The organism is Celeribacter persicus, assembly GCF_003050785.1.
Taxonomy (GTDB): domain Bacteria; phylum Pseudomonadota; class Alphaproteobacteria; order Rhodobacterales; family Rhodobacteraceae; genus Celeribacter; species Celeribacter persicus.
This window is the reverse complement of sequence record NZ_QAOH01000024.1, coordinates 1-21,151: the sequence shown is the minus strand read 5'-3', so window position 1 is coordinate 21,151 and position 21,151 is coordinate 1. Positions and strand designations below refer to the sequence as shown.

Annotated in this window: 24 protein-coding genes; 2 read left to right on the top strand and 22 right to left on the bottom strand. The window is 63.4% G+C overall.

Features of this window, described 5'->3' with window-relative positions; all coding sequences use genetic code 11:
• Positions 1-3 precede the first annotated feature (3 nt).
• Positions 4-1,827, bottom strand: a complete 1,824-nt coding sequence (locus C8N42_RS18575; RefSeq protein ID WP_245890294.1) for a PHA/PHB synthase family protein — start codon at positions 1,825-1,827, stop codon at positions 4-6.
• Positions 1,828-1,964: 137 nt separating this feature from the next.
• Between C8N42_RS18575 and C8N42_RS18570 the strand changes: the two genes are divergently transcribed.
• Both C8N42_RS18570 and C8N42_RS18565 read left to right on the top strand, forming a co-directional pair.
• A complete protein-coding gene (locus C8N42_RS18570) occupies positions 1,965-2,261 on the top strand; it encodes a hypothetical protein (RefSeq protein WP_107817977.1) in 297 nt (98 codons plus the stop codon).
• A gap of 187 nt (positions 2,262-2,448) precedes the next feature.
• Positions 2,449-2,691 carry a hypothetical protein gene (locus tag C8N42_RS18565; RefSeq protein WP_107817976.1) on the top strand — a complete coding sequence of 81 codons (243 nt, stop codon included), beginning with the start codon at positions 2,449-2,451 and terminating at the stop codon, positions 2,689-2,691.
• Positions 2,692-3,094: 403 nt separating this feature from the next.
• Here C8N42_RS18565 and C8N42_RS18560 read toward each other — a convergent pair whose 3' ends face one another.
• The 21 genes from C8N42_RS18560 to C8N42_RS18460 form a co-directional block, all read right to left on the bottom strand.
• The gene (locus tag C8N42_RS18560) at positions 3,095-4,123 is read right to left on the bottom strand and encodes an IS110 family RNA-guided transposase (RefSeq protein ID WP_107817975.1); all 1,029 of its coding nucleotides are present in this window, start codon (positions 4,121-4,123) and stop codon (positions 3,095-3,097) included.
• A gap of 492 nt (positions 4,124-4,615) precedes the next feature.
• On the bottom strand, positions 4,616-5,053 hold the full coding sequence (locus C8N42_RS18555) for a CopG family transcriptional regulator (RefSeq protein WP_107817974.1): 438 nt from the start codon (positions 5,051-5,053) through the stop codon (positions 4,616-4,618).
• Positions 5,054-5,055: 2 nt separating this feature from the next.
• Positions 5,056-7,041, bottom strand: coding sequence for a conjugal transfer protein TraG (locus C8N42_RS18550; protein ID WP_107817973.1), 1,986 nt, complete (start codon positions 7,039-7,041; stop codon positions 5,056-5,058).
• 27 nt (positions 7,042-7,068) lie between these two features.
• A complete protein-coding gene (locus C8N42_RS18545; protein WP_107817972.1) occupies positions 7,069-8,823 on the bottom strand; it encodes a relaxase/mobilization nuclease domain-containing protein in 1,755 nt (584 codons plus the stop codon).
• A 243-nt stretch (positions 8,824-9,066) separates the two neighbouring features.
• Positions 9,067-9,831, bottom strand: a complete 765-nt coding sequence (locus tag C8N42_RS18540; RefSeq protein WP_107817971.1) for a lytic transglycosylase domain-containing protein — start codon at positions 9,829-9,831, stop codon at positions 9,067-9,069.
• 2 nt (positions 9,832-9,833) lie between these two features.
• A complete protein-coding gene (locus tag C8N42_RS18535; RefSeq protein WP_107817970.1) occupies positions 9,834-10,169 on the bottom strand; it encodes a DUF736 domain-containing protein in 336 nt (111 codons plus the stop codon).
• Between the two features lie 66 nt (positions 10,170-10,235).
• The gene (locus tag C8N42_RS18530) at positions 10,236-10,778 is read right to left on the bottom strand and encodes a S26 family signal peptidase (RefSeq protein WP_107817969.1); all 543 of its coding nucleotides are present in this window, start codon (positions 10,776-10,778) and stop codon (positions 10,236-10,238) included.
• Positions 10,775-11,296 carry a DUF2840 domain-containing protein gene (locus tag C8N42_RS18525; RefSeq protein ID WP_107817968.1) on the bottom strand — a complete coding sequence of 174 codons (522 nt, stop codon included), beginning with the start codon at positions 11,294-11,296 and terminating at the stop codon, positions 10,775-10,777. The genes C8N42_RS18530 and C8N42_RS18525 overlap by 4 nt, the downstream gene beginning before the upstream one ends.
• Positions 11,293-11,547: a ribbon-helix-helix protein gene (locus C8N42_RS18520; RefSeq protein ID WP_009573775.1), complete on the bottom strand. Its 255-nt coding sequence runs from the start codon at positions 11,545-11,547 to the stop codon at positions 11,293-11,295. Before C8N42_RS18520 ends, C8N42_RS18525 begins: the two co-directional genes overlap by 4 nt.
• Complete coding sequence (parA, locus tag C8N42_RS18515; RefSeq protein WP_009573774.1) at positions 11,544-12,197, bottom strand: ParA family partition ATPase; 654 nt, start codon at positions 12,195-12,197, stop codon at positions 11,544-11,546. Before parA ends, C8N42_RS18520 begins: the two co-directional genes overlap by 4 nt.
• The gene (locus C8N42_RS18510; protein ID WP_009573773.1) at positions 12,194-13,273 is read right to left on the bottom strand and encodes a replication initiator protein A; all 1,080 of its coding nucleotides are present in this window, start codon (positions 13,271-13,273) and stop codon (positions 12,194-12,196) included. Before C8N42_RS18510 ends, parA begins: the two co-directional genes overlap by 4 nt.
• 114 nt (positions 13,274-13,387) lie before the next feature.
• Positions 13,388-13,669 carry a helix-turn-helix transcriptional regulator gene (locus tag C8N42_RS18505; protein ID WP_009573772.1) on the bottom strand — a complete coding sequence of 94 codons (282 nt, stop codon included), beginning with the start codon at positions 13,667-13,669 and terminating at the stop codon, positions 13,388-13,390.
• A gap of 137 nt (positions 13,670-13,806) precedes the next feature.
• Positions 13,807-14,313 carry a DUF2285 domain-containing protein gene (locus C8N42_RS18500; protein ID WP_245890293.1) on the bottom strand — a complete coding sequence of 169 codons (507 nt, stop codon included), beginning with the start codon at positions 14,311-14,313 and terminating at the stop codon, positions 13,807-13,809.
• The gene (locus tag C8N42_RS22205; RefSeq protein ID WP_407682142.1) at positions 14,261-14,581 is read right to left on the bottom strand and encodes a transcriptional regulator domain-containing protein; all 321 of its coding nucleotides are present in this window, start codon (positions 14,579-14,581) and stop codon (positions 14,261-14,263) included. Before C8N42_RS22205 ends, C8N42_RS18500 begins: the two co-directional genes overlap by 53 nt.
• Before the next feature lie 106 nt (positions 14,582-14,687).
• Positions 14,688-14,957, bottom strand: coding sequence for a DNA -binding domain-containing protein (locus C8N42_RS18495; protein WP_043870029.1), 270 nt, complete (start codon positions 14,955-14,957; stop codon positions 14,688-14,690).
• A gap of 99 nt (positions 14,958-15,056) precedes the next feature.
• Positions 15,057-15,305: a helix-turn-helix domain-containing protein gene (locus tag C8N42_RS18490; RefSeq protein WP_009573769.1), complete on the bottom strand. Its 249-nt coding sequence runs from the start codon at positions 15,303-15,305 to the stop codon at positions 15,057-15,059.
• Positions 15,306-15,499: 194 nt separating this feature from the next.
• Entirely contained in the window at positions 15,500-15,823 is a 324-nt protein-coding gene (locus C8N42_RS18485) for a DUF736 domain-containing protein (RefSeq protein WP_078527672.1), read from the bottom strand.
• A 556-nt stretch (positions 15,824-16,379) separates the two neighbouring features.
• Positions 16,380-16,817: a hypothetical protein gene (locus C8N42_RS18475; protein ID WP_107817988.1), complete on the bottom strand. Its 438-nt coding sequence runs from the start codon at positions 16,815-16,817 to the stop codon at positions 16,380-16,382.
• A gap of 133 nt (positions 16,818-16,950) precedes the next feature.
• A complete protein-coding gene (locus C8N42_RS18470; RefSeq protein WP_107817967.1) occupies positions 16,951-17,877 on the bottom strand; it encodes a DUF2493 domain-containing protein in 927 nt (308 codons plus the stop codon).
• 345 nt (positions 17,878-18,222) lie between these two features.
• Entirely contained in the window at positions 18,223-19,269 is a 1,047-nt protein-coding gene (locus C8N42_RS18465; protein WP_107817966.1) for a DUF7146 domain-containing protein, read from the bottom strand.
• On the bottom strand, positions 19,269-21,151 hold a 1,883-nt coding region (locus C8N42_RS18460; RefSeq protein ID WP_245890291.1), incomplete at its 5' end, for a strawberry notch C-terminal domain-containing protein. The genes C8N42_RS18460 and C8N42_RS18465, both read right to left, overlap by 1 nt.

Here is a 21,151-nt window from a genome sequence, read left to right as displayed (position 1 = left end):
TGGTCACTTCTGGAACACATAAGTGCCGGGAGCTTTGGCAAGCGCCGTGCCCATGGCTGGTGGGGCAGCCATCGCGCTCGAATGTGCAGCCAGCCATTTTTGCCAGACTAACCACCACGATCCTTTCACCTGCTCATGTTTGGCCTGCCAGTCTTCAGCCGACAGCAGCGGTATGCCGTGTTTGTGAGTCCCCAAACGATAATGGCGACGCGGATGGTCCGGTGGGCTGACGATCCCGGCGTTGTGTCCGCCTGAAGTAAGCGTGAAAGTCACTTCGCAGTCGGTGAACTGGTGGATCTTGTAGACCGATTTCCAAGGCGCCACGTGATCGCGCTCGGTGCCGACAGCGAAGAGCGGTACCTGAATGTTCTGCAAGAGGACCGTCTGTCCATCCGCAATGAAGCGGCCCGAGGAGAGTTCATTGTTCAGGTAGAGTTTGCGAAGATATTCCGAGTGCATCCGGTATGGCATGCGCGTGCTGTCCGCGTTCCAGGCCATCAGGTCATTCATCGGTGTGCGTTCGCCCATCATGTACTCACGTACCATGCGCGACCAGACCAGATCGTTCGAGCGCAATAGCTGGAACGCTCCAGACATTTGGTCCGCCGAGAGGTAGCCGCGGTTCCACATCATGCTGTCCAAAAAATGCAGTTGGCTCGGGTCGATAAAAAGAGCCAGTTCTCCAGGCTCTGTAAAATCCACCTGCGCCGCAAGCAGCGTGACCGAGCTGAGCCGGTCGTCAGCCTGCCCACCCATCGCTGCCGCCGCGATCGAGAGCAGCGTACCGCCGAGACAATAGCCCACGCCATGCACTTTGGTCTTTGGAACCAGAGTATTGATTTTTGATAATGCGGCCATGACCCCAAGCTCAAGATAGTCTTCCATTTCCAGATCACGGTCGGAGACATCTGGATTTCGCCAAGAAATCGCAAAGACGGTATGGCCCTGCGCCACCAGCCAGCGGATCAGCGAATTTTCTGGGGAGAGGTCGAGAATATAGTATTTCATGATCCAGGCAGGAACGACCAGAACTGGTTCGGGGTGCACTTTATCGGTTGTCGGGCTGTATTGGATCAACTCGATCAGATGGTTGCGGTACACGACGTTACCCGGCGAAACTGCGACAGTCTCACCAGGCAAGAAGGCCTCTGTCCCTACTGCGGGGCGGTCGGTCATCTTGCGCGCTTGGTCCTCCATGAGGTTCTGGAAGCCTTTGACAAAATTCATGCCACCTGTGGCCCAGGTGCGAGCGATAACTTCCGGATTGGTGAAGGGATTGCTTGACGGAGCGAACACGTCCAGCATCTGTTTCGCCGCGAATGAGCCGACCTCTTCGTGGTGCTTCGTCATGCCCGGCACTTCATGCGTGACGTTGTGAAGCCATTGTTGCTCAAGAAGGAAAGCCTGAGCCATCCAACTGAATGGTGGCTTGCTCCAGGCCTCGTCGGAGAAGCGGTTATCGCCAGGAAGGGGCTCGATCGCCGGTGGTGTTTGCGGATCAAATGTCGACGACCAGAGCCACGCCGAAAGCCGTTTCCATTTGCGATCGGCTTTGACGGCCAACTCCATTCGCTTGCCAGGCGCAGAGGCCAGATGGAAGGCCCAGTCGAAATAAGCCATTGCCGCCGAGCCGGGCGACGCGCCGCCGGTAAACTGGCCGGAGAGAGCCTCGCGCATTTTATCATAGGCCTGAAATGCCTCGATCCCCAGCGGCTCACTCTCGCCCTGAGTTGAAGGTAGCCTTCGCATCGACCGCATGAAGGACTTGTTGTCGGCGCCTGCTTCCGAAGGCTTGCGTGGGTCGGAATTCTTCGAATCCTGCGCCATATGAGGGTTCCTCAATCGTTGAAAATAAGCCTGCGGAAGCTTAATCATCGGTCGTTGACTAATGTCAATGGACGAAGTAGGAATGCAGGCACAGATGGTAACCTCCGGTCCCAATCCTTCGCAAAGGAAGTCTAAAAATGACAACGAAACCGACCACAGCTCAAACCGCGCCCTTTCAAGCTGCCGCGGCAGTTGCGTTTCCGGCCCAATTCGTTGACTTGATGACGCGTTCCGCTCAGGCCTCTCCCGAGGCGTGGCGCGAAGGCTGCGATCTTCTTGCCTCAGTTGCCGAGGATAACGCTAGAATGCTGCACGAACTTGCTAAGGCAGACACGCCGCTCACCGCTGCCGCCCTGCTCGCGCAATACTGGCAAGATATGGCACGCAAGAGCTTTGACCATCTGGTACAAACAGCCGTTCCCCAAAAGGCCTAAGCTGCCTGCCGCGTTTTCGCTCCCGCCAAGAACCTTCGGTTTCTTGAGTGCACTGATGACAGGAAGTGGGGCGCACGGCTCTGATGATGGGTTAGGTAGCCCTTCCTGACGGTACTTGTGTCAGAATGATCCATGAAGGATCAGGAGGAAAAGGCTATGAAGGAAGTCTCTAATCATCGGCGTTGACTTGGCGAAACAGGTCTTCCAACTGCACGGAGCGACAGCAGACGGCGAGATCGTGTTTCGCAATAAACTGTCGCGAAAGCAGTTCCTGGCGTTCATGCTGATGCATCCCGGATGCATTGTTGCGGTGCACGGCCCTTCACTGGCCGCGATCGGCCATGAGGTGTGCCTGATCGCGCCAAAGTTCGTCAAGCCGTACTTGAAGAACCGTGAACGACACGAGTTGGTCGTTGTAGGCCATGCTTGACGAGCGGGTCGCTATCTGCGGAAGGACTCTGCCCTGCGCGGCATGAAGTGCGCGCGGATGGCGGCGACAGCCCTGGCTACCTTCGCGACAGTGGCGGTATCAAGGTTGGCGCGGGGGTCGGCCATTTCTCTTTTGTGGTTGCCGCCCGTAATGCAAGAAGTTTGTGACCCTGTTGGCGTGTGATCGAGTGCGCACTTTTGTCAGGCCTTCATGATGCGGCATTCTCAAAAGCCGCGGGCCGGGATGGTGATCAGCGGATCGGGTCCAAATCTAATCGCCGAGCTTTCTGCTCGCAGAGAACGACTGGTTTTCCCGATCCGGATCTGTTCGATCGTTTTGCCCATTCAGGTCGCCGTCTTCTCACACTCCCCTCGGCACCGTCGCTAGCAGTTCGACATGAGCATCATGCCGCGCCTGCCAGCGCCGGATCCCTGTAATCTTCGTTCTTCGTCAGCATCGCCCATATCTGGCGGGCCATCTTGTTAGCCAGCGCAATCGCAACCAGCATCTTGGGTTTGCGCGCCAACATCCGTGACAGCCAGCTCCCCTCCGTAATGGTACGCTGCCCAAGCCAGCTCAGTCGTGACATTGCCCCAATGATCAGGAGGCGTCGGATGTCGGCTTGACCGGCCTTGGTCATCCGCCCCAAACGCTCCTTGCCTCCAGAGGAATGCTGCTTGGGAACAAGGCCCAACCAAGCCGCAAAGCCGCGCCCAGCTTTGAACTGTGCCATGTCTGGGCCAAACGCTTCTACCGCAATAGCCGTCAGCGGCCCCACACCTGGCATGCTCTGAAGCCGGCGCACCCTGTCTGAAGCGGCGGCCAGCGTCTTGAGTTTCATGGTGCGCTCGATGATACGCGCCGTTTTCTCTGAAATCTGCGTCAGCAGGTCCTGGCTCTCCTCCCGGATCAGCGCTGGCAACTTTGAAGCTTCATCCTCCACAAGCGCTGCTATGCGATTGAGATGGCGTATCCCGGCGGGGAATACATAGCCGTGCTCATACAGGAGCGCCCGCAACGCGTTCACGTCAGCGGTCCGCTGATGTACCAGACGCTCGCGGCCACGAAAAACCGCCGCGCGGGACTGCTGCTGAACTGTCTTGGGCTCTACAAAACTCATCTCAGGCTGACGGGCTGCGATGACGATCGCCTCGGCATCGGCAGCATCATTCTTCTGGCGCTTGACGAAGGGGCGCACATATTGCGGCGCGATCAGCTTCACCTCGTGCCCAAGCCCCTCCATCTCGCGCGCCCAATAATGTGCGCTGCCGCACGCTTCGAAGATGACCAGACTGGGCGCCTGCTGTGCCATGAACTCTGACAACTGCTTGCGCGTGAGCTTCTTGCGGAAACGGACCTCCCCTGTCCGAAGGGCACCGTGGACCTGGAAAACTGCCTTTGTCAGATCGATCCCAATCATCATCTCCTTCATCTCGCCGTCCTCCTCTTCGCGTGGCGTTGAACACCACGACCTTGGCACATTGCGATGCCGTCTGGGGAGGGCGGCAACCACTCCATCTGATCGGTCCTCTCAGGTCGCTCTCTGCTGCCTGCAATACCGGTTTCCAGAGCTTGGGCGCGAACTTCGTCCCGAGCAGGAAGCCACCTGCCCACAGGTGGGGCGCAGCGGCCGCATTGCCGTGCGCTGCCAGCCGCGGGCGCCAAGTCTCAGGCGTGTCCCCCAGTCCCGAGGAAATTGTGTTGTAGGCCGCAACCAGGGACTGGAGGGCCTTGGCCTCAGTCGTGTTTCAGGCGCCATGAGGGCACTTTCGCCAACAAAGAATGGGATTCACTGGCGACGATCGATGAAACGCGGCCCGATGATGAGTGCGGTGACGCTTCTGCATCGACCGCAGCCGTCATCCCAGGTATCAAGATCACTTCTACAGCCCCGACCTTTGCGGCTGAGGCAGGTGACATCGTTTCAGCCACCTGCTGCCCCGCCGCCGTCCACATCCTCCGACACCTCCTGCCGCAGCTTCGGGCCCTGCGCGAGGCGCCGACCGAGAGCCGAGATAAACGCCTCGTAGCGCTCCCCTGCCTTGGCCCGAGCCGCCTTGGCCGCGGGTTCCGGCAGAGCCGGTGTTGTCGCAAGCCAGAAACGGATGAACACAGCCAGGCTTTCGACGGAGATCCCGACATCGCGTTCCAGCCGGGTGATCCGCCTGTCGATCTGATCCAGGCGTCGGGCCAGAACCGCGTCGCGGCGCTCTGCGTCATCCGGAGAGAGGAAGGATGCGATCGCGGCCTCGGCCACCATCGATTGGGATCGATCACGCCGGGCGGCGAAGTCTGCCAGCATCTTCATGACCTCAGGATCGAGGTAGACCGAAATCTTCGTCTTCTTGCGGCTGGTGGTCATGATCAAAGCTCCATGCCGTCATCGGGATTGAGGGAGACCTGCCGCGCGACACCGCGCATCTGCTGCATGATGCGGCGATTGCGGATGGCACCATCCTCCTCATCCTCGGGTGGGTCGAATTCAAACTCGTTCTCAATGGGGGACTGCCTGTCGACCGGTTGAGGCTGCGCCAACTCCGGCTGAAGACGGCGCTCCGAGCCGGTCGGATCGTTGTCCTCCGATGCTGTCTCGGAAAGCCACTCGGGCTCGTCCTCTTGCGTGGGGACTGCCAGACTGCTCCAGTCATCCTCTCCCGAGACGCCCACTTCCACTAAGTCGGGTGGCGGCAAGACCCGCTCGGTGAACCGCGCATCTTCGTAATACCGTGCTTTTGTCGCCCGGATCGGTGGTGTGCCAGCCACCATGACGATCTCGTCTGAGGGCGGCAGCTGCATAATTTCTCCGGGGGTGAGCAACGCCCGCGCAGTTTCCGACCGGGACACCATGAGATGGCTGAGCCAGGGCGCCAGACGATGCCCGGCATAGTTCTTCATCGCCTTCATCTCGGTGGCGGTGCCGAGAGCGTCGGACACCCGCTTGGCCGTACGCTCATCATTGGTCGCGAAACTCACCCGGACGTGGCAATTGTCGAGGATCGAGTTGTTCGGACCATAGGCCTTCTCGATCTGGTTCAGCGACTGGGCGATGAGGAAGCTCTTCAACCCGTAGCCCGCCATGAAGGCCAGCGCACTCTCGAAGAAGTCGAGGCGACCGAGCGCCGGGAACTCGTCGAGCATCAGAAGTAGCCGATGACGATCATCCTTGCCCTGCAGGTCTTCGGTCAGGCGTCGGCCGACCTGGTTGAGGATCAGGCGGATGAGCGGCTTGGTGCGATTGATGTCAGATGGCGGCACTACGAGATAGAGCGTGACGGGACGCACTTCCCCGACAATGTCACCGATCCGCCAGTCGCAGCGGCGCGTGACCTGAGCGACGACAGGGTCGCGATAGAGGCCAAGGAAAGACATTGCCGTCGAAAGCACACCCGAGCGTTCATTCTCGGACTTGTTGAGCAACTCGCGAGCGGCACTGGCGACCACGGGATGCGGCCCCGCCTCGCCCAGGTGCGGCGTCCGCATCATCGCGCGGAGCGTGGACTCCACGGGACGCCGCGGGTCGGACAGGAAGTTGGCGACGCCGGCCAGCGTCTTGTCCTTCTCGGCATAAAGGACATGCAGGATCGCCCCGACGAGCAGGCTGTGGCTGGTCTTCTCCCAGTGGTTTCGCCTCTCCAGGCTCCCCTCGGGGTCGACGAGGATGTCGGCGATGTTCTGGACATCGCGAACCTCCCACTCCCCACGACGGACTTCCAGCAGGGGGTTGTAGGCCGAAGAGTTCGGATTGGTCGGATCGAACAGCAGGACCCGACCGTGTAGAGCGCGGAACCCGGCGGTCAGTTGCCAGTTCTCGCCCTTGATGTCATGAACGATGGCCGAGCCGGGCCAAGTGAGAAGCGAGGGCACGACGAGCCCTACCCCCTTGCCGGATCGTGTCGGCGCAAAACAGAGCACATGCTCCGGCCCATCGTGGCGCAGATATTGCCGCTCATAGCGACCGAGGACAACACCATCTGGGTCAAGCAGTCCGGCCGCCTTCACCTCGCCCATCTCCGCCCATCGGGCAGATCCATAGGTCGCGACGTTGCGGGCCTCGCGGGCGCGCCAGACCGACATAGCGATGGCCACCCCGATAGCAATGAAGCCCCCCGAGGCGGCGATGATCCCACCTGTCGCAAAGACCGGTGGCGCGTAGGCCTCATAGAAATACCACCACCAGAAGATGGCGGGAGGATAGTAGACGGGCGTCCCGAACAGCACGAACCAGGGCGGGCCCAGCTGTGCCTGATAGCCGAGGCTCGCGGCCACGTATTGCGTCGCGCCCCAGGTGGTGGCCAGAATGATGAGGAAGACGATGGAGATCTGCCCCCAAAGGATTTTTGTTGCGGACATGACTGTCGCTCCTTTCCTGTGTTTTGATCAGAGGCCAAGACCGCGCTTGCGGCCGAAGTCCCAATCGACCCCGCCGTCCCCGCGGGCGACGCCGGCGACATTCCGGCCGAGGTGCTTTTCGAGGGAGGGGGACCAGGGCACGAGTTGGAAGCCGAACGCGCCGTCAGCTCCATAGCCCTCGATCATGGCAAAGCGGCCCGAAGCGAGTGCGAGACGCTGGCGATAGAGGCCGCTGACGTAGTCGCCCGCCCCCGCCTTGCCGAACGGCAACCCGGTTTCTCCCGAGAGCTGCGCGCCAACTGCCTGCAACTCCCGGTCGCGCAAGGTTCCGAGCAGGCGCCGGGCAAAGACGACCCTGCCGCCCCGCTGCTCGGCCAGCCCCTCCGAGGTCAGATGATCGGCGCGCGCGTCCAGAGCCTGCCGGACCTCGGCACCAAAGCCCTGGTCCGACAGCGCAAGCGGTTCCCGCGCGATGGCCTGCCGGTCGAGCCAGGTCGCCCCGGGCGCGGTCACCTGCGCAGCGAGGTCCAGGTCTGACCGAACCGCCAGTGCGACACGACGCTGGCCGCGCGCATCGTCATAGGTGCGGAGTTCCACGATCGAGCCTGGTGCACTGTCGCCGGCGGCGTCGAGATGGGGCAGACGGATATGGTGGCTCCGGCCATCGACACCATCGACGACGGCATAGGCTGTCCCCTTCAGCTCGTCATCGAGGCCCCGCTGGACCAGACGACCGATGACGGGAGCATCGAGGCTCTCCGCGGCAAGGACGTAACTCGAGGACCCGCGCTCGATCCCCCGGTCCGTCAGGGCACGATGCATCCGCTTGATGATGTCGCCACGCTCCCCCATCTCGCGCAGGACCACTTCGGCATCGTCCCTGATGTGCCATTGCGACTGTCCGATCTGGTCGGCGACGCCGAGGATTTCCAGCTTTCGCAACCGCCCGACCTTCAGCGCGTGAAACACATCCGGCTGCCGATCCGTATCCGGCGCCATGTCGAGGATGCGCGAACGCCCCGCGTCCCGCAGCAACTGACGGTCGAGCTGCGTCCAACGCTCCGCCCCGAACTGGCGTTCAAGTGTCCGGCGGATGTCGAGATCGCTGCGCGGGCCCAGTTCCTGGGTGACGAGAGCCCGTGCCCTGTCCCGCATCCCCTCCTTGATGTAGTCCCGTGAGATTACGAGATCCTGGCCGTCGTTGCGCACACCCCGAACGATCAGATGGACGTGCGGATGGGCGGTGTTCCAGTGATCGACGCCGACCCAGTCAAGCGACGTGCCGAGATCCTGTTCCATCCGCCCGACGAGATCGCGGGTAAAGGTTTGCAGGTCAGACATGTCCGGCGCGTCGTCGGGCGAGACGATGAACCGGAAATGATGACGGTCATCGCGACACCGCTCGGCAAAGGCCCGGCCATCGGCATCCTCCGTTCCGGGCCCGAAGAGCCTGGCCTTCTCCCCGTCCCGGGTCACACCATCCCGGCGCAGGTAATCGAGGTGGGCTCCGAGAGGCGCGGGTTTCCCACTGTGCCGGACCACACGCGCCTTGACCACCGCGCCGCGTGTGCGGGCGGTGATGAGGCGGTTGGCCTGAATGCTGGCACGCTGACCGCGCCCGAAGCGGGACCGATTGCCCGGGCTGACGCGGCCGGCCCGCGAGACACCACCACCGGCCTTTTTCGCGGCAGCCAGGGCCTGTGCGACAAAGGAACGGGCCTGCTGCGCCTTTGTCGAACGGATACGCCCCGGGCGGATGCGGAACTCGCGATCATCGGGCATAAGAAATCCCCGCACAGTGCGAAACAACGCAAAAGATCAGAGTGTTAGGCACATCTCGCACGGTGCGAACACGCGCCACACGGTGCGGAACGCGGTAAAAACATGAACAAAAACAACCGCCCAACCGACGCGCACCGTGCGCCCTTTTATCCTGCCATCCTTCGGTCGTGGTGCCCGCCACCACCGGCCGTCCCCTCAAACGCACGCCAGAGCACGATGGAACGCGAAGTGTGAGCTCGTGGGTCATGGCCGGACCTCACCAGTCTCCCGCCGGACGAAGAGGCCCTCAGGCTGCGGGGCCATTCCCGCCTGTTGCGCCGCCGGGACGGGTGAAGGGGCGGCGCCGACCGTCGGGTGAGACAACACAGGATCGGTCGCAGACGTTCCGTCGTCGCGGCTGATGAAGATCGCCGCCTCACGCCAATCGAGCGGCCGGGCTGCAGCAACAGTGCCGCCCGATGGTCGCTCACCAAGCAGAGCGGGCGCAAGCGCAGCGACATAGGCGCGTGTCTCGGCGGGCAGAGGACGAACAGCCAAGCGGTATTCGTCGTAGCGGGCGGGACCGGCATTATAGGCCGCCAGCATCGCCGCGACATTGCCATAGCGGTCCCACATCTCGCGCAGATAGGCCGTGCCAGCGAGGATGTTGTCACGCGGCTCGAAAGGATCATGGCCGAGGCCATGACGGATGCGCAGCCCGGCCCAGGTGTCGGGCATGACCTGCATCAGCCCCATCGCGCCAGCAGAAGACACCGCGCGCAGATCGCCCGCGCTCTCTGCCCGCATCACGGCCATGATCCATGTCGTCGGAATGCCGAAGCGCTGCGATGCCTCGGTGACCTGGGCGGCGTAGGGATGCGCGGCGATTGCGTGTTCGGGCACATCGGTTTGCGCCATAAGCGGCTGGGTGGCGACGACAGGGATGAGGAGGCCGGAAAGAAGAAGGAGGAGCATGCGGTGGCAGATGCCACCGCTCCCCGAGGCGGGACGGGTGCAGGACATGATCATGGTCAGTCCTGCTCATCGTGCTTCTTCGGGCGTGTCCAGTGCAGCCCCCACGCCCTGCCCTCCTCATCCGACTGGAACAGGCGGGCGCGGATCGGATGCCGGAAAACCGGATCATCGAGCAGGACCGAAACGAACTCGCCTGCGGTTTCGCCTATGTGTTTCCAGCCCGCGCCAACCTCCGGACCCTCCTCGTCACCGAGGTGGATGCGATAAGCGGGAGCTTTCTCGGAATCGACATTGTCGGTGGGAACAAAGGTCAGTTCCAGGTCGAGCGAGAGCGTGCGAAGCTGTCCGGAATAGCCGGATGGGGTGCGTGTGAATTGACCGATCTGTGGCATTGGAGGCTCCTTCCTCATGCGGTGAATGGGAGGCGGGTCGCTTGCGCGCCCGCGATGGACGCGCCGTCACCCATCCGGCGCGTGCCAGACGAGGCGGCCATCGCCACCCTCGTCGGTGAACAGTGGACTGGCCCGGCCGATCACTGCCGAGGTGGGGAACGGACCGAAGTAGCGGCCATCGAAGCTGTCAGAGACCGCCGGATTCATCAGGAAGACCTCGCCCTCTACGATGGTGCGGCAGCCCTGCCAGACGGGAAGATCGCGGCCCTGGCTGTCGCGCTCTCGCGCCTCCCCCAGGTGTCTGCCATCGACGGTGATCGCGGCGCCGTCACGGCAGACCCGTTGTCCCGGCAGCCCGATGACGTGCTTCAGGATCGGCACATCGCGACCGACATAGCCGCGCGCGACCATGAAGCCTGCAAAGGGTTCGGGTGGCATGACCGCGACCAGATCTGGCACCGCGAGCCGGTCCACCGGAGCGATGGTGTAGAAACCAATCGGCACGCTGGCCGAGGCGTTCCAGACCAGCCGTGGCGCAGCCGGAATGCTGCCGGCGATGACGGTGGTGAGCGCCGCGACCGTCGCCCTGATGTAGCGGGCACGGGTCATTTTCCGATCTCCCGGCGCCGGAGCCATGCGGCATGGCGTTCCGCCGTATAGGCGCGCGGCGCTTCGCCCGCCTTCATCCAGTGGGCGACATGGCGCCAGTGGTCGGGATCGACCTCGGCAGGGTCGATCCCGAGACCCTCGATAGCATCGACATGGCGCAGGACCTCTTCGACCTTGGGCCAGCCTTCGATCTTCAACAAAATCTCGCCACCGGGGCGCACGAAGGGCAGCGTCTGACAGGCGCTCCCAGGCGCGATTGAGCGCACGATGTCGATGCGCGAGACGACGGTTCCATAGTCATTCGCCGCCCAGCGGACGAAGCCAAACACGGCGCCGGGACGGAAGAAGACGATGCGGCGGCTGCGGTCGAGGATCTGCGTTCCGGCCTCCTGGCCGAACCTGATCCAGAACTCGATCCGCTTCTCCACCCAGGTCAGTTCCACGCGCGTCAGCTCGCCGCCGGAATGGGCGTCGAACGATCCGTCTCCGGTCACGCCGGGGATCACAAAGCCGGTCATTGAGGTTCTCCTTCGGGTTTCGGATATTCGCGCCCGAGCAACTCGCGCAGCATGTCAGCGACAGTGACGCCTCGGCTGAAAGCTGCGACCTTGATGCGACCGCGCAGGTCCGGGGTGATGTCGATGGTAAGCCGGGCCGTATAGATCGCCGCCGCGCGACCGTGTGCGGATGGCGCCTCGCCAGCCTTGATCCAGGTCTCGGCATCGACTGGCCGCGCGGCGAAACCACGCTTGTCATTGCGCCCGGTCATACCGCCACCTTCCCAAGACCGAGGCGCCCGATCTCAGACGTCAGCGCCGCGATCTCTCGGGCAGCAGGCGATTGACGGTCGATGTCACTGGCGAGGCGACCGGTTTGCGCCGCATCTGCAAAGACGACGCGCTGACCAATCGTGCTGGCAAGCACAGGAGGATTGTGATCCGCCAGCGCCTCGGCGGTGTCCCGGGCGATAACGGTGCGCGCGCCGCAGCGGTTGAGCAGGAAGCGGGCGACAAGTTCCGGCCGATAAATGCGGGCCTCCCCAAGGAGGGACAGCATCTCGGCAGAGGCCCAGCCATCGAATGGCGAGGGCTGTACCGGGATCAGCACCAGATCGGCGGTGAGCAGCGCTGAGCGCATGAGCCCCGCAACACGCGGTGGGCCATCAATAACGACATGATCGACTGTGCGGGCAAGTTCGGGGACTTCGCGGTGCAGGGTGTCACGGGCCAGGCCGAGGGTGCCGAAGAGCCGCGGCAGACCTTCGCGGGCGCGTTGCTGCGACCAGTCCAGGGCGGAGCCTTGCGGGTCGGCATCGATCAGGGTGACGCGCTTGCCCTGTATCGCCAATTCGCCAGCAATATGGAGCGCCAGCGTCGTCTTGCCGACGCCACCCTTCTGATTGAGCAGAGCGACGATCATTCGCCACCTCCCGGCAATTCGAGAGGAAGGCGGGGCGTATCTGGATGATCGGAGGCTGCTGCGACACCCTGATCGGAAGCCGTTCGCGGCACCGATGGGGCGACGGCTGCCTTCGTCTTACCGGCCTGGCTGAGGCTCTTTGCGGTGGCACGGATGAGGTTTTCCACATCACGCGCGCGCTCTTCAAAGTTAGACTCTTTGTTAGACTCTAAGTTAAGGGGGCGATTTCCGCTTTTGCTTCCGTGCGTTACCCCCTGTTTGGGTTCCTGATAGCACGAGCCTTCGGTTCCTGATAGCACGATAGCCCGGGTTCCCGATAGCACGAGCCCATTCACAGGTTTTCCACAGCCCGGAGCAGGCTCGAAAGCCAGCAGCTTGCGGCCACCAACCTCTGTCTCGAGAAAGAGCGTATAACCCGGCAGCGGCTGCCGCCGGATGATGTCGCGAAGCTCGAAGGCGAAGCGCTTGAAGGGGGACAGCGCCCCGGACTTCTGGTGAAGATGATGGAAGTCGAAACGCCAACCTTCACGTTGCCTGCCACCATGCTTGCGCACCAGGCGATAGAGCCAACGGTCGAGCCCGCCAGTCAGGTCGAAATACGCCCGATCAATGGTGAGGATGAGTGCATTGTCGAGCACGGCCTGGTAGAACCAGTCGGGCACGATCAACTCGATGCCGTCCGGGCGCCCCTCCCTGTCGCTGCGCTCCTGCCATTCGTTGATCCAGGAGAAGCGATGGCGACGTCCTTCCGCCGGCTGCCGGATCGAGGTGGAGATCGTCGTCGACTGGAGACGATCCAACGCCGCCTTCAGGCGCTGATAGTCCCGCGCACCGGTTCCGCGACCGACATAGGTGAGGATCTCGTAAGGGGTGGCGGCCATCAGCCGGGAGGTGCGCAGCCCCGCGTCACGCGCCTCGACGATCTGGCTCGCCGCCCAGATCAGGATGTCGGCATCCCAGATTGTGGCCATACCGTGATCGGGAACCGCCTCGACCCGGATGCTGACGCTACCAGCGGCAAAGTCGATCGGTGCGACCCGTTTGGATTTGGCGAGGGAGAAAAAGGGATAGGCCATGAGGTCTTGCGCATCTCTTGGGGCGAAATCCCCGGGCAGCGCGCGGAACAGATCGAGCTGTCCACGCTCGGAACGGGGTCTGCGTCCATCAGTCATGAAGGTGTCACCCCCACGTCAGCGCACGAAGCGGCCGGGCTGCGGGAGGTTGGGGAGCGTGTGGCGTTTCGCTGGCAGCACCTGCCCGCGCGGGTCGGAAGTCGAGGTGACAGCGCCGCGTCCGACCCAGGCCTGCAGGTCCTCGATCGCATAGACCACGCGTCCGCCCAGCTTGTGGTAGGCGGGACCGGTGCCATAGGTCCGGTGCTTCTCCAGCGTCCGAGCCGACAGGCTCAGGAACTGGGCGGCTTCCTTGGTGCGCAGATAGCGCGGGGGAAGTTCGGTTGAGATGGCGGACATCGGGCGTCTCCCTACTGTGTGTGACCAGTGCCGCGAAACAGCGGCTGATGACGGTCACGATGGCGAAGCGCGTCCGGTCAGATGCAGTGGGGAGTTGGCAGGGGTAAATCCGCACACCGCGGCGCGGGATCCCCGACCTAAAGGCGGCGCTGGTGACGCAGGAGCTTGCGATAGCCGCCTGCGATCAGGTCACGTCCCTCGCGAAGGAGGCTGGAGACGGCAAAACGGGCCGAGGACACCTGCCATTCATCGCGGTCCAGGTGACCGGTACGGAACAAGACCTCGGCGATCTGCTTCTGGGTCGCGCCATGGAAGGCTGCGTCGGAGGCTTGAAGGACACGCCGCAGGCGCGCTTTCTGCTGCGCGGTCAGGCGGGTGTCGCGGGGGATGGATCGACGTCGATGCTGATCCGCCAGGAGCCGCTGGATTGCTTCGATGCGATCGAGACCCTCGAGGCCGAGAGGAACGGTGGCGACAAGCCGACCACGGTCTTTCAGGGGAGCGACGAGATGCAGGTATGTCCCGTCCGGCAGCCTGTGGCGCAGGTGCTTGCCAATGGGGGACGCCCTGCCCGTCGGGGCGACTATTTCACTACCGGGGGCGTCTGACTCTTCGGCCAGTGCCTCGGGGGCGGCAACGAGCACCACGACACCTGTATCGACCGCCGGACACCAGAACACCTCCGCAACGGAGGCGGGCAGCCCGGGCCGGATCGGGAAAGCACAACCCCCATCGACGGCCGACCTGATCCATCAGATCAACCCTCTCCGGGGGTTCTCCTGCGAGCTTCGCGTAGTCATGCTGATATTCGGGATTGCGGCGCAGGCATTCCCAGCCGAGGTCCGGCGCAGCCAGATCATCAAGATAGTCGTAGGCGGCCTGGTCACGCCAATTCGAGCGATCAGGTTGCATGGCATCGCCTCTCCCCTGGGTTGATCACAAGAAAGGATTCCAAGAGATCAATCACTTGGGAAGCCCGCCCCAAGGCATCAGGTGATGCGTGGCACGCATCACCTCCTCAGGCGGTTCGCCCCGCCGCCAACTGCCGATACCCTTCCGAGCTCAACCAACGCGCGCGTTCAAGATGTGCGTCATGGACCAGACGCACCCGCTCTGGCTCTGTCTGCGCATCGAGACCTAGAATGATCTGCGCGGCCTCCTGCCAGCTCGCGCCCTCGCCTGCAGCATCGAGCAAACGCATATACTGCGCCATGTGATGACGGTCATACTCAGTCACCACGTCCCCCTGCGGCGGTACATCCTGCAAGCTGCTGATCGTCACGCGCATCCCCACGGCGTTTGCTGCACATCCTTAGCACAGCCAGTTGACAGTTTTGTGAGCACGGCAATAGCGCAATCCGGCTCTCTGCAAAACCTGCCGGAAAGGTCAGGCCTTCGAGGCAGCCTTCGCCTGAACATGCATCACTCCTATCCCCTGGTCGGAGTTCAGGAGCAGAATGCCATTCGCCTCGAAAGCCCGTCGGACCTGATCGCGCGTGGTCTCATAGACCTCGAGCCCGCTTTCGGACTCGAGGCGCTTGAGCGCGGTCAAAGATACCCGGGCCTCATCCGCCAGCTGCTCCTGTGTCCAGCCAAGAAGCGCCCGCGCGGCCCGTGATTGTCGGGCGGTGATCATGCAGATCACCTCCCATCCGGCCCGGCGCAAACGCCAGAACTACGACTATTATAGTCGCTTATCAGAATTTCACCACCAAAATTCTGACGTGTTTACATCGCGTTTTCGCTTTGGCGTCGCATATTTCGGGAACCGATTCGGTTGCCCGGCTTGGCGGTCGGCCCCGGCCTTTCGACCGGGGCCTCGCGACGGCGTTATTCGCCGCGGCGACCGTTGGGGCGGGACCAGATCAGAGCGTAGCTCTCGCCGTCCTCGTCGTCGAAGAGGTTGGCGTAGATCGGGGCGGTGAAGCTCGGATCGTCCAGCTTGAGGCCCAGATAGTCGCGGCCCTCATTGGACCGCTTGGACCAGGCGGCGCCGATCTCGGCGCGGCCGACCAGGACCCGGTGGCTGGGGGCGTTCTCGCCGGTGGCGCGGGTGTCGGGAACGATGCGCACGCCCTGGACCTGGACGCTGAGGGTGACGATTTCGCCGGTGAATTCGTTGCCGGTCTTCTTGAAGGTGCCGATGGTTGCCATTTTAAGTCTCCGTTTTCCGTTTCCGGGTCCGCACCATTGCGGCCCGATGGCGATCGACAGGCCGGAGACGACCGGCGGCGCACCCCCGGCGTGCTGGGGGCTGGACAGCACAGGCAGAACTTTCTTGTTCCGCGCGGAATGGGCGCAGCCCAGGGGAAGAAAGTTATGGCGGCGCTGTTGCGCCAAGCCGGTCGAGGCACAGCCGGTCTTCGGCCAGATCAGGCCATTGAAAGGGCCGTATGGAGCGGACATGGGACGGGTCAGAACGGAGACGCTGGCAACCGTGGATGCCCCTCAACCTGACCGGCTTTTCACCGGCGAATTGGCTCACCCGCGACAGGCCATACGCATCACTCTCCAGGCGCCCCGCCCGGCGTCCCTCCCCGCGATCGCAGGTGCGATTTGCCGCTCGAACGGTCCGCCATTCCCACCGCACGGCCACCGGTCGCGACGCGGGCCTCATGCCGATCCGCACACCGCCCCATACCGGCAATCTGACGATTAGGATGACAGTCCAGCACTGATCAGGCCCCGCCTCATCGGATCGCCTGCAGTGTCAGGCGCTCACGGGAGAGCTGTCCGAAAGCTCGGCTGCCGAACAGGCAATGCGGAGAAAGGCGGAAACGCCTACAGCGCCAGCGCCGATGACGGCGAAGATCATCTGCCAGGTCTCCGAGGGCATCATGGCCCTGGCGATCCCGAGGGTTGCGTGGAAGCCAGCGAGCACCGCCGGCACCACGAAGATCAGCGCGATGACAAACCGCGCCCAGAGCGGGCGCACGAGCATGATCAGCACCTGACCGATGGCAAGCGTCAACCCTGCGGCGAAGCCGCCGACGAGGATTGCACCGAACCAGCCTGCGCCGGTTCCATAGGCCCAAATGCCGGTATGAAGTCCGACGAGAAACGGCAGGGCGAAGAGCGCGAGGTTGAACACCAACCAGCACAGGCCCGCAATGGCCGCGAAAGATGTAAGGATTCCGAGAACGATCATGGTGGAGTCTCCGATTTGACTTGGAACGGTCGCGCCTTCCACCACCACCATGGCGCAAGGCGAACATAGCATGAAATCGCCCGGCATGGCGAGAGTTCTGCCGGGCATGGTGTCGATGGATTGCTGGCAGCGCTCACGCGCTGCCCTCCGCGAGGCGGTAGACCGGGATACCCATCTTGCGGGCCTTGTCGGCCAAGTTTTCCTGAATGCCGGTACCCGGGAAGACGATGACCCCGATCGGCATGGTATCGAGCATCCGGTCGTTGCGCTTGAACGGCGCGGCCTTGGCGTGTTTGGTCCAGTCAGGCTTGAAGGCAATCTGCGGTACCTTGCGATTGTCGGCCCAGGTGGCCGCGATACGTTCGGCACCCTTCGGCGATCCACCGTGCAGGAGCACCATGTCGGGATGCTTGGCGTGGACCTGATCGAGCCTGTCCCAGATCAGCCGGTGATCGGTGGTATCCCCGCCCGAGAAGGCAATCTTCGGTCCGGCGGGCAGCAGCACCTCGTTGTCGGCCCGGCGTTTTGCGGCGATGAAGTCACGGCTGTCGATCATGGCCGAGGTCATCTGGCGATGGTTGACCCGTGAGCCGGAGCGCGGCGACCAGGGCGTGCCGGTGCTGCGCAGGTAGAGGTCGGCGGCGGTCTCGCGGAAGGTCTCCATGCTGTCGCGGCGCTCGATCAGGCTCTGGCCGATACCGATCAGGGTTTCGAGCTGGACGGATTTGACCTCGCTGCCGTCCTGTTCCCGCTGAAGGCGCCTCTGCGCCTGCTCGTTGTCGTCGAGTTTGCGTTCGGTCCGCTCGACGGCACGATGGAAGGTGTTGACGGTGGACCACAGGATCTCGTCGAGGTCGGAATCGAGGCTCGTGTCGGCCATGGTGGAGATCAGGGCGTCGAAGATGTCGGAGACTGCGCCCCGGATCGCGTCGTCTTCGGGTGTGATCCGGGGATCGGCCTCGTCCTCGGCGGGACGGTAGCCATAGAGTTCGAGGTCTTCGATGACATGGCCGGTCGGGGACATGCCGTGATCGGGTTCGTATTCGTCATGGGCATACATGGGATGAGTCCTTCGGCTGGACCGCGACCGTCGCGGCCTTCATGGCGACGACAAGCCCACGGGCGTTCCGGCCGGGCAGCCCGAGCCCTTTGGCTCAGGGCCTTGATGGCAAAGCCCGGCTGATTTGTTTCGCGCTGTAAAGGCGGGGGAGACGGGGTCCCCACGCGACCTGTCGCGTGGGGTGGCGGGCCGCCGACGGAAATCAGTCGGGCGCCGCCATTGCCGGGCCGGAGCGTTTGTGGGCCGCTCGCCCTCTCAAGAAGGCCAAGGCGCGGGTCTTTTGCCGAGGTGCTACACCCCTTGCCCATGGCGGGATCGGTTATCCTCGATCACGGCCCTCTCTGGCTATGGCGCGCACGACATGAAACGGCTGACGTCCTCAGGGGCAATCTGCACCCGAATCTGCGCCCGAAGCGCCTCCAGGCCGAAGCTGACGAGATCGTCGTTGAAATCTCCCAGCATGGGGGAAAGCGTGATGGCCTCGATCCCGGCCTCGATGGCCCGGTCCACCAGACTGTCCCGTGCGGCGTCGCCTGCCGGATCGTTGTCGCGGACGATGTAGAGCCTGCGCAGATGCGGGGAGAACTGGATGGCGGAGAGATGCCCGGCTGAAAGTGCGGAGACCATCGGCATGATCGGCAATGCCTGGCGCAGCGAGAGAATGGTTTCGATCCCCTCGCCTGCCGCCATGACATCCTGCGCCTTGCCATACCGGACGGCGTTTCCGAGCAGGTCTCCCATCGCCTTTCTCGGTGGATCGACCGACGCTTTCCCGGAACCGTCACGTTGAATCCAGGTGCGATGTGCGCCGGTGATCCTGCCGTCGAGATCGGTGACGGCGGCGATTATGGCGGGCCAGGTTTCTGTCGGCCCATCGCCCTCGGGTCGCCAGTAGCAGGTCGGATGGAAGCGCAGATTTGCGGTTCCGCGTAAATCCGCAATGCCGCGTTGCCGTAAGTACGTCTCTGCGAGACTGCCGGCGAGCGGCTGCGTCATGCGCCAGAGGCGACGGGCCGCTTCGGACGATCCGGATGGTGCTGGCGGTGTTCGGGATCGGTGGGACTTTGGCTCCAGTTCGGGATGCGGCAGGCTTAGGAAGCGGCGGGCTTCTTCGGCGACATCCGCGAAATCGATGAGGCCGAGGCTTTCGCCGATCACGTCGAGCAGATCGCCATGTTCCCCGCTCTGCGCATCGGTCCATTTGCCGGCCGCGCCCTTGCCGGACTCCGGCCCGGTCAGGCGAACGAACATCGAACGACCGGGCGTGTTTCGCACATCCCCAACCTGCCAGTAATTGCCCTGTTTGCGCCCATTCGAGAGATAGCGGCGGCACACCGCCTCGGCTTGGCGACCAAGACGCTGCGCCAGCTCGGAAGCGTTGAGACGTGCCATCACGCAGCTCCCCGCTCGGAGATGCGCTCGACCGGGAAGCGGTCAAGCAGTTTGCCGATGATCTCCGGCCCCGATGTGCCCACCGGCACGAAGAAGCGGAGTTTCCAGGAGATGATCTCCCTGAAGAGACCATAGGTTCGCAGCCGATCGCGCATGGTCTCGGTGAAGCCGGTGAGTTCGATCCGGTTCGCGGCCATGACGCGGGACCGGCGCAGTTGGAGCCCTTCGGCGAGATCGAAGATCGTCCGGCCCTCGATCAGCGCGGCATAGGCCTCGTCCGGCGTGATGCTGGTCGCAACTCCGCTGGTGGCGGCATTCGCCGCCCATGCGGGCGAGACCCGGCGACCGATGATGCGCTCGCCCTCGTCGGTCTGGAGCCGATAGACGCGGGAGGAGTCCTGCGGCAGGCGCTTCCAGATCGGCAGCAGCAGCCCGGTCACCATATGCAGGATGCTGTCGGTGAACTCCGGCACTTCGTCCAACTCGGCCTGCCAGGCCGAGGCGAAGGCAGCGCGCTCGGCCTCGACCCAGTGGGTCTCGCCCATCGCCCGCACCGGCATGTTCATCGCCTCCATCGGCCGGATCAGCCGCACGCGCCCTTCGATCTCACCATCATCCAGCATGACGCTGGTGGTCGGGACCAGCACAGCAGCCCGTCCGGATCGCTCGTTGATGAGCAATCTTGCGCGGGGATCATCCAGTTCCGCCAAGGCTGCATCGAGCGTGACCGGCTGATTGCGCTTGCGTTCGGTCAGGGTCAGGATCCGGGTTTCCGCGCCGGTGCCGGGATGGGTGTGGATCACCTGCCGGTCGGTGACAACAAAGCTCTCTGCGCGCAGCGTCTCCAGCCCCTTGTCATAGGTGCCCGATGCAATCGCCCCGTCGATCCGGGCCTGCAGAAGCTGCTCAAAGGCCGAGAACAGGATGCCCTGCAACTCAATGGTCAGCGCCAGCAGACGGTTGAGGAAGGTGGTGATCGGCGGCAGGTCGTCCTTGATGCCGTTCGCGTCCATCAGCTTCAGGCCGGTGGCGGATTCAAACCTCTCCAGCGAGCAGCCCTCAACCTTGCTACGCACTACAGCCAAATAGAGCTGGCGCAAGGCATCGCGGGCATAGGCGGATTCCAGATTGTCCTCGGGCCGGAACAGGCCTTGGCCGCCGGTCTGGCGCTGCCCGCGCGTGATCGCACCCAGCGTGTCGAGACGACGGGCGATCGTGCTGAGGAACCGCTTCTCGGCCTTCACATCCGTGGCGATGGGCCGGAAGAGCGGCGGTTGCGCCTGATTGGTGCGGTTAGTGCGCCCGAGCCCCTGAATGGCGGCATCGGCCTTCCAGCCCGGCTCCAGCAGGTAGTGCACCCGCAGGCGCTGGTTCCGCACCGAGAGGTCCGCGTGATAGCTGCGCCCCGTGCCCCCGGCATCAGAGAAGATGAGGATGCGCTTCTGGTCATCCATGAAAGCCGAAGTCTCGGCAAGGTTCGCGGAGGGCGCGCGGTTCTCGACGGCCAGGCGGGCCAATGCGCCATCGCCCTTGCGCACGATGCGGCGGGACCGCCCCGTGACCTCCGCCACCACATCCGTGCCGAAACGCTGCACGATCTGGTCGAGCGCGCCCGGAACCGGCGGCAGCGAGCCGAGCTGTTGGAGCATCTCGTCCCGCCGGGCGACGGCCTCGCGGCTCTCGACCGGCTGACCGTCCCGGAACACCGGGCGCGAGGAGAGATTGCCCTCGCTGTCGGTGAAGGGCTCATAGAGTTGCACCGGGAAGGAATGCTGCAAGTACGAGCCAACATAATATGCCGCGTCAGCATTATGCTGAGTTCGGGGCTTCAAGCTGTTGTTCTGGTGATTCATTTTCAGGTTTCCGCTTTGGATAATCATGA

Coding starts and splice junctions, on each gene's coding strand:
- C8N42_RS18575 (WP_245890294.1), bottom strand. CDS start 1,827: ATGGCGCAGGATTCGAAGAATTCCGACCCACGCAAGCCTTCGGAAGCA.
- C8N42_RS18570 (WP_107817977.1), top strand. CDS start 1,965: ATGACAACGAAACCGACCACAGCTCAAACCGCGCCCTTTCAAGCTGCC.
- C8N42_RS18560 (WP_107817975.1), bottom strand. CDS start 4,123: ATGAAGGAGATGATGATTGGGATCGATCTGACAAAGGCAGTTTTCCAG.
- C8N42_RS18555 (WP_107817974.1), bottom strand. CDS start 5,053: ATGACCACCAGCCGCAAGAAGACGAAGATTTCGGTCTACCTCGATCCT.
- C8N42_RS18550 (WP_107817973.1), bottom strand. CDS start 7,041: ATGTCCGCAACAAAAATCCTTTGGGGGCAGATCTCCATCGTCTTCCTC.
- C8N42_RS18545 (WP_107817972.1), bottom strand. CDS start 8,823: ATGCCCGATGATCGCGAGTTCCGCATCCGCCCGGGGCGTATCCGTTCG.
- C8N42_RS18540 (WP_107817971.1), bottom strand. CDS start 9,831: ATGATCATGTCCTGCACCCGTCCCGCCTCGGGGAGCGGTGGCATCTGC.
- C8N42_RS18535 (WP_107817970.1), bottom strand. CDS start 10,169: ATGCCACAGATCGGTCAATTCACACGCACCCCATCCGGCTATTCCGGA.
- C8N42_RS18530 (WP_107817969.1), bottom strand. CDS start 10,778: ATGACCCGTGCCCGCTACATCAGGGCGACGGTCGCGGCGCTCACCACC.
- C8N42_RS18525 (WP_107817968.1), bottom strand. CDS start 11,296: ATGACCGGCTTTGTGATCCCCGGCGTGACCGGAGACGGATCGTTCGAC.
- C8N42_RS18520 (WP_009573775.1), bottom strand. CDS start 11,547: ATGACCGGGCGCAATGACAAGCGTGGTTTCGCCGCGCGGCCAGTCGAT.
- parA (WP_009573774.1), bottom strand. CDS start 12,197: ATGATCGTCGCTCTGCTCAATCAGAAGGGTGGCGTCGGCAAGACGACG.
- C8N42_RS18510 (WP_009573773.1), bottom strand. CDS start 13,273: ATGGCCTATCCCTTTTTCTCCCTCGCCAAATCCAAACGGGTCGCACCG.
- C8N42_RS18505 (WP_009573772.1), bottom strand. CDS start 13,669: ATGTCCGCCATCTCAACCGAACTTCCCCCGCGCTATCTGCGCACCAAG.
- C8N42_RS22205 (WP_407682142.1), bottom strand. CDS start 14,581: ATGCAACCTGATCGCTCGAATTGGCGTGACCAGGCCGCCTACGACTAT.
- C8N42_RS18495 (WP_043870029.1), bottom strand. CDS start 14,957: ATGCGCGTGACGATCAGCAGCTTGCAGGATGTACCGCCGCAGGGGGAC.
- C8N42_RS18490 (WP_009573769.1), bottom strand. CDS start 15,305: ATGATCACCGCCCGACAATCACGGGCCGCGCGGGCGCTTCTTGGCTGG.
- C8N42_RS18485 (WP_078527672.1), bottom strand. CDS start 15,823: ATGGCAACCATCGGCACCTTCAAGAAGACCGGCAACGAATTCACCGGC.
- C8N42_RS18475 (WP_107817988.1), bottom strand. CDS start 16,817: ATGATCGTTCTCGGAATCCTTACATCTTTCGCGGCCATTGCGGGCCTG.
- C8N42_RS18470 (WP_107817967.1), bottom strand. CDS start 17,877: ATGTATGCCCATGACGAATACGAACCCGATCACGGCATGTCCCCGACC.
- C8N42_RS18465 (WP_107817966.1), bottom strand. CDS start 19,269: ATGGCACGTCTCAACGCTTCCGAGCTGGCGCAGCGTCTTGGTCGCCAA.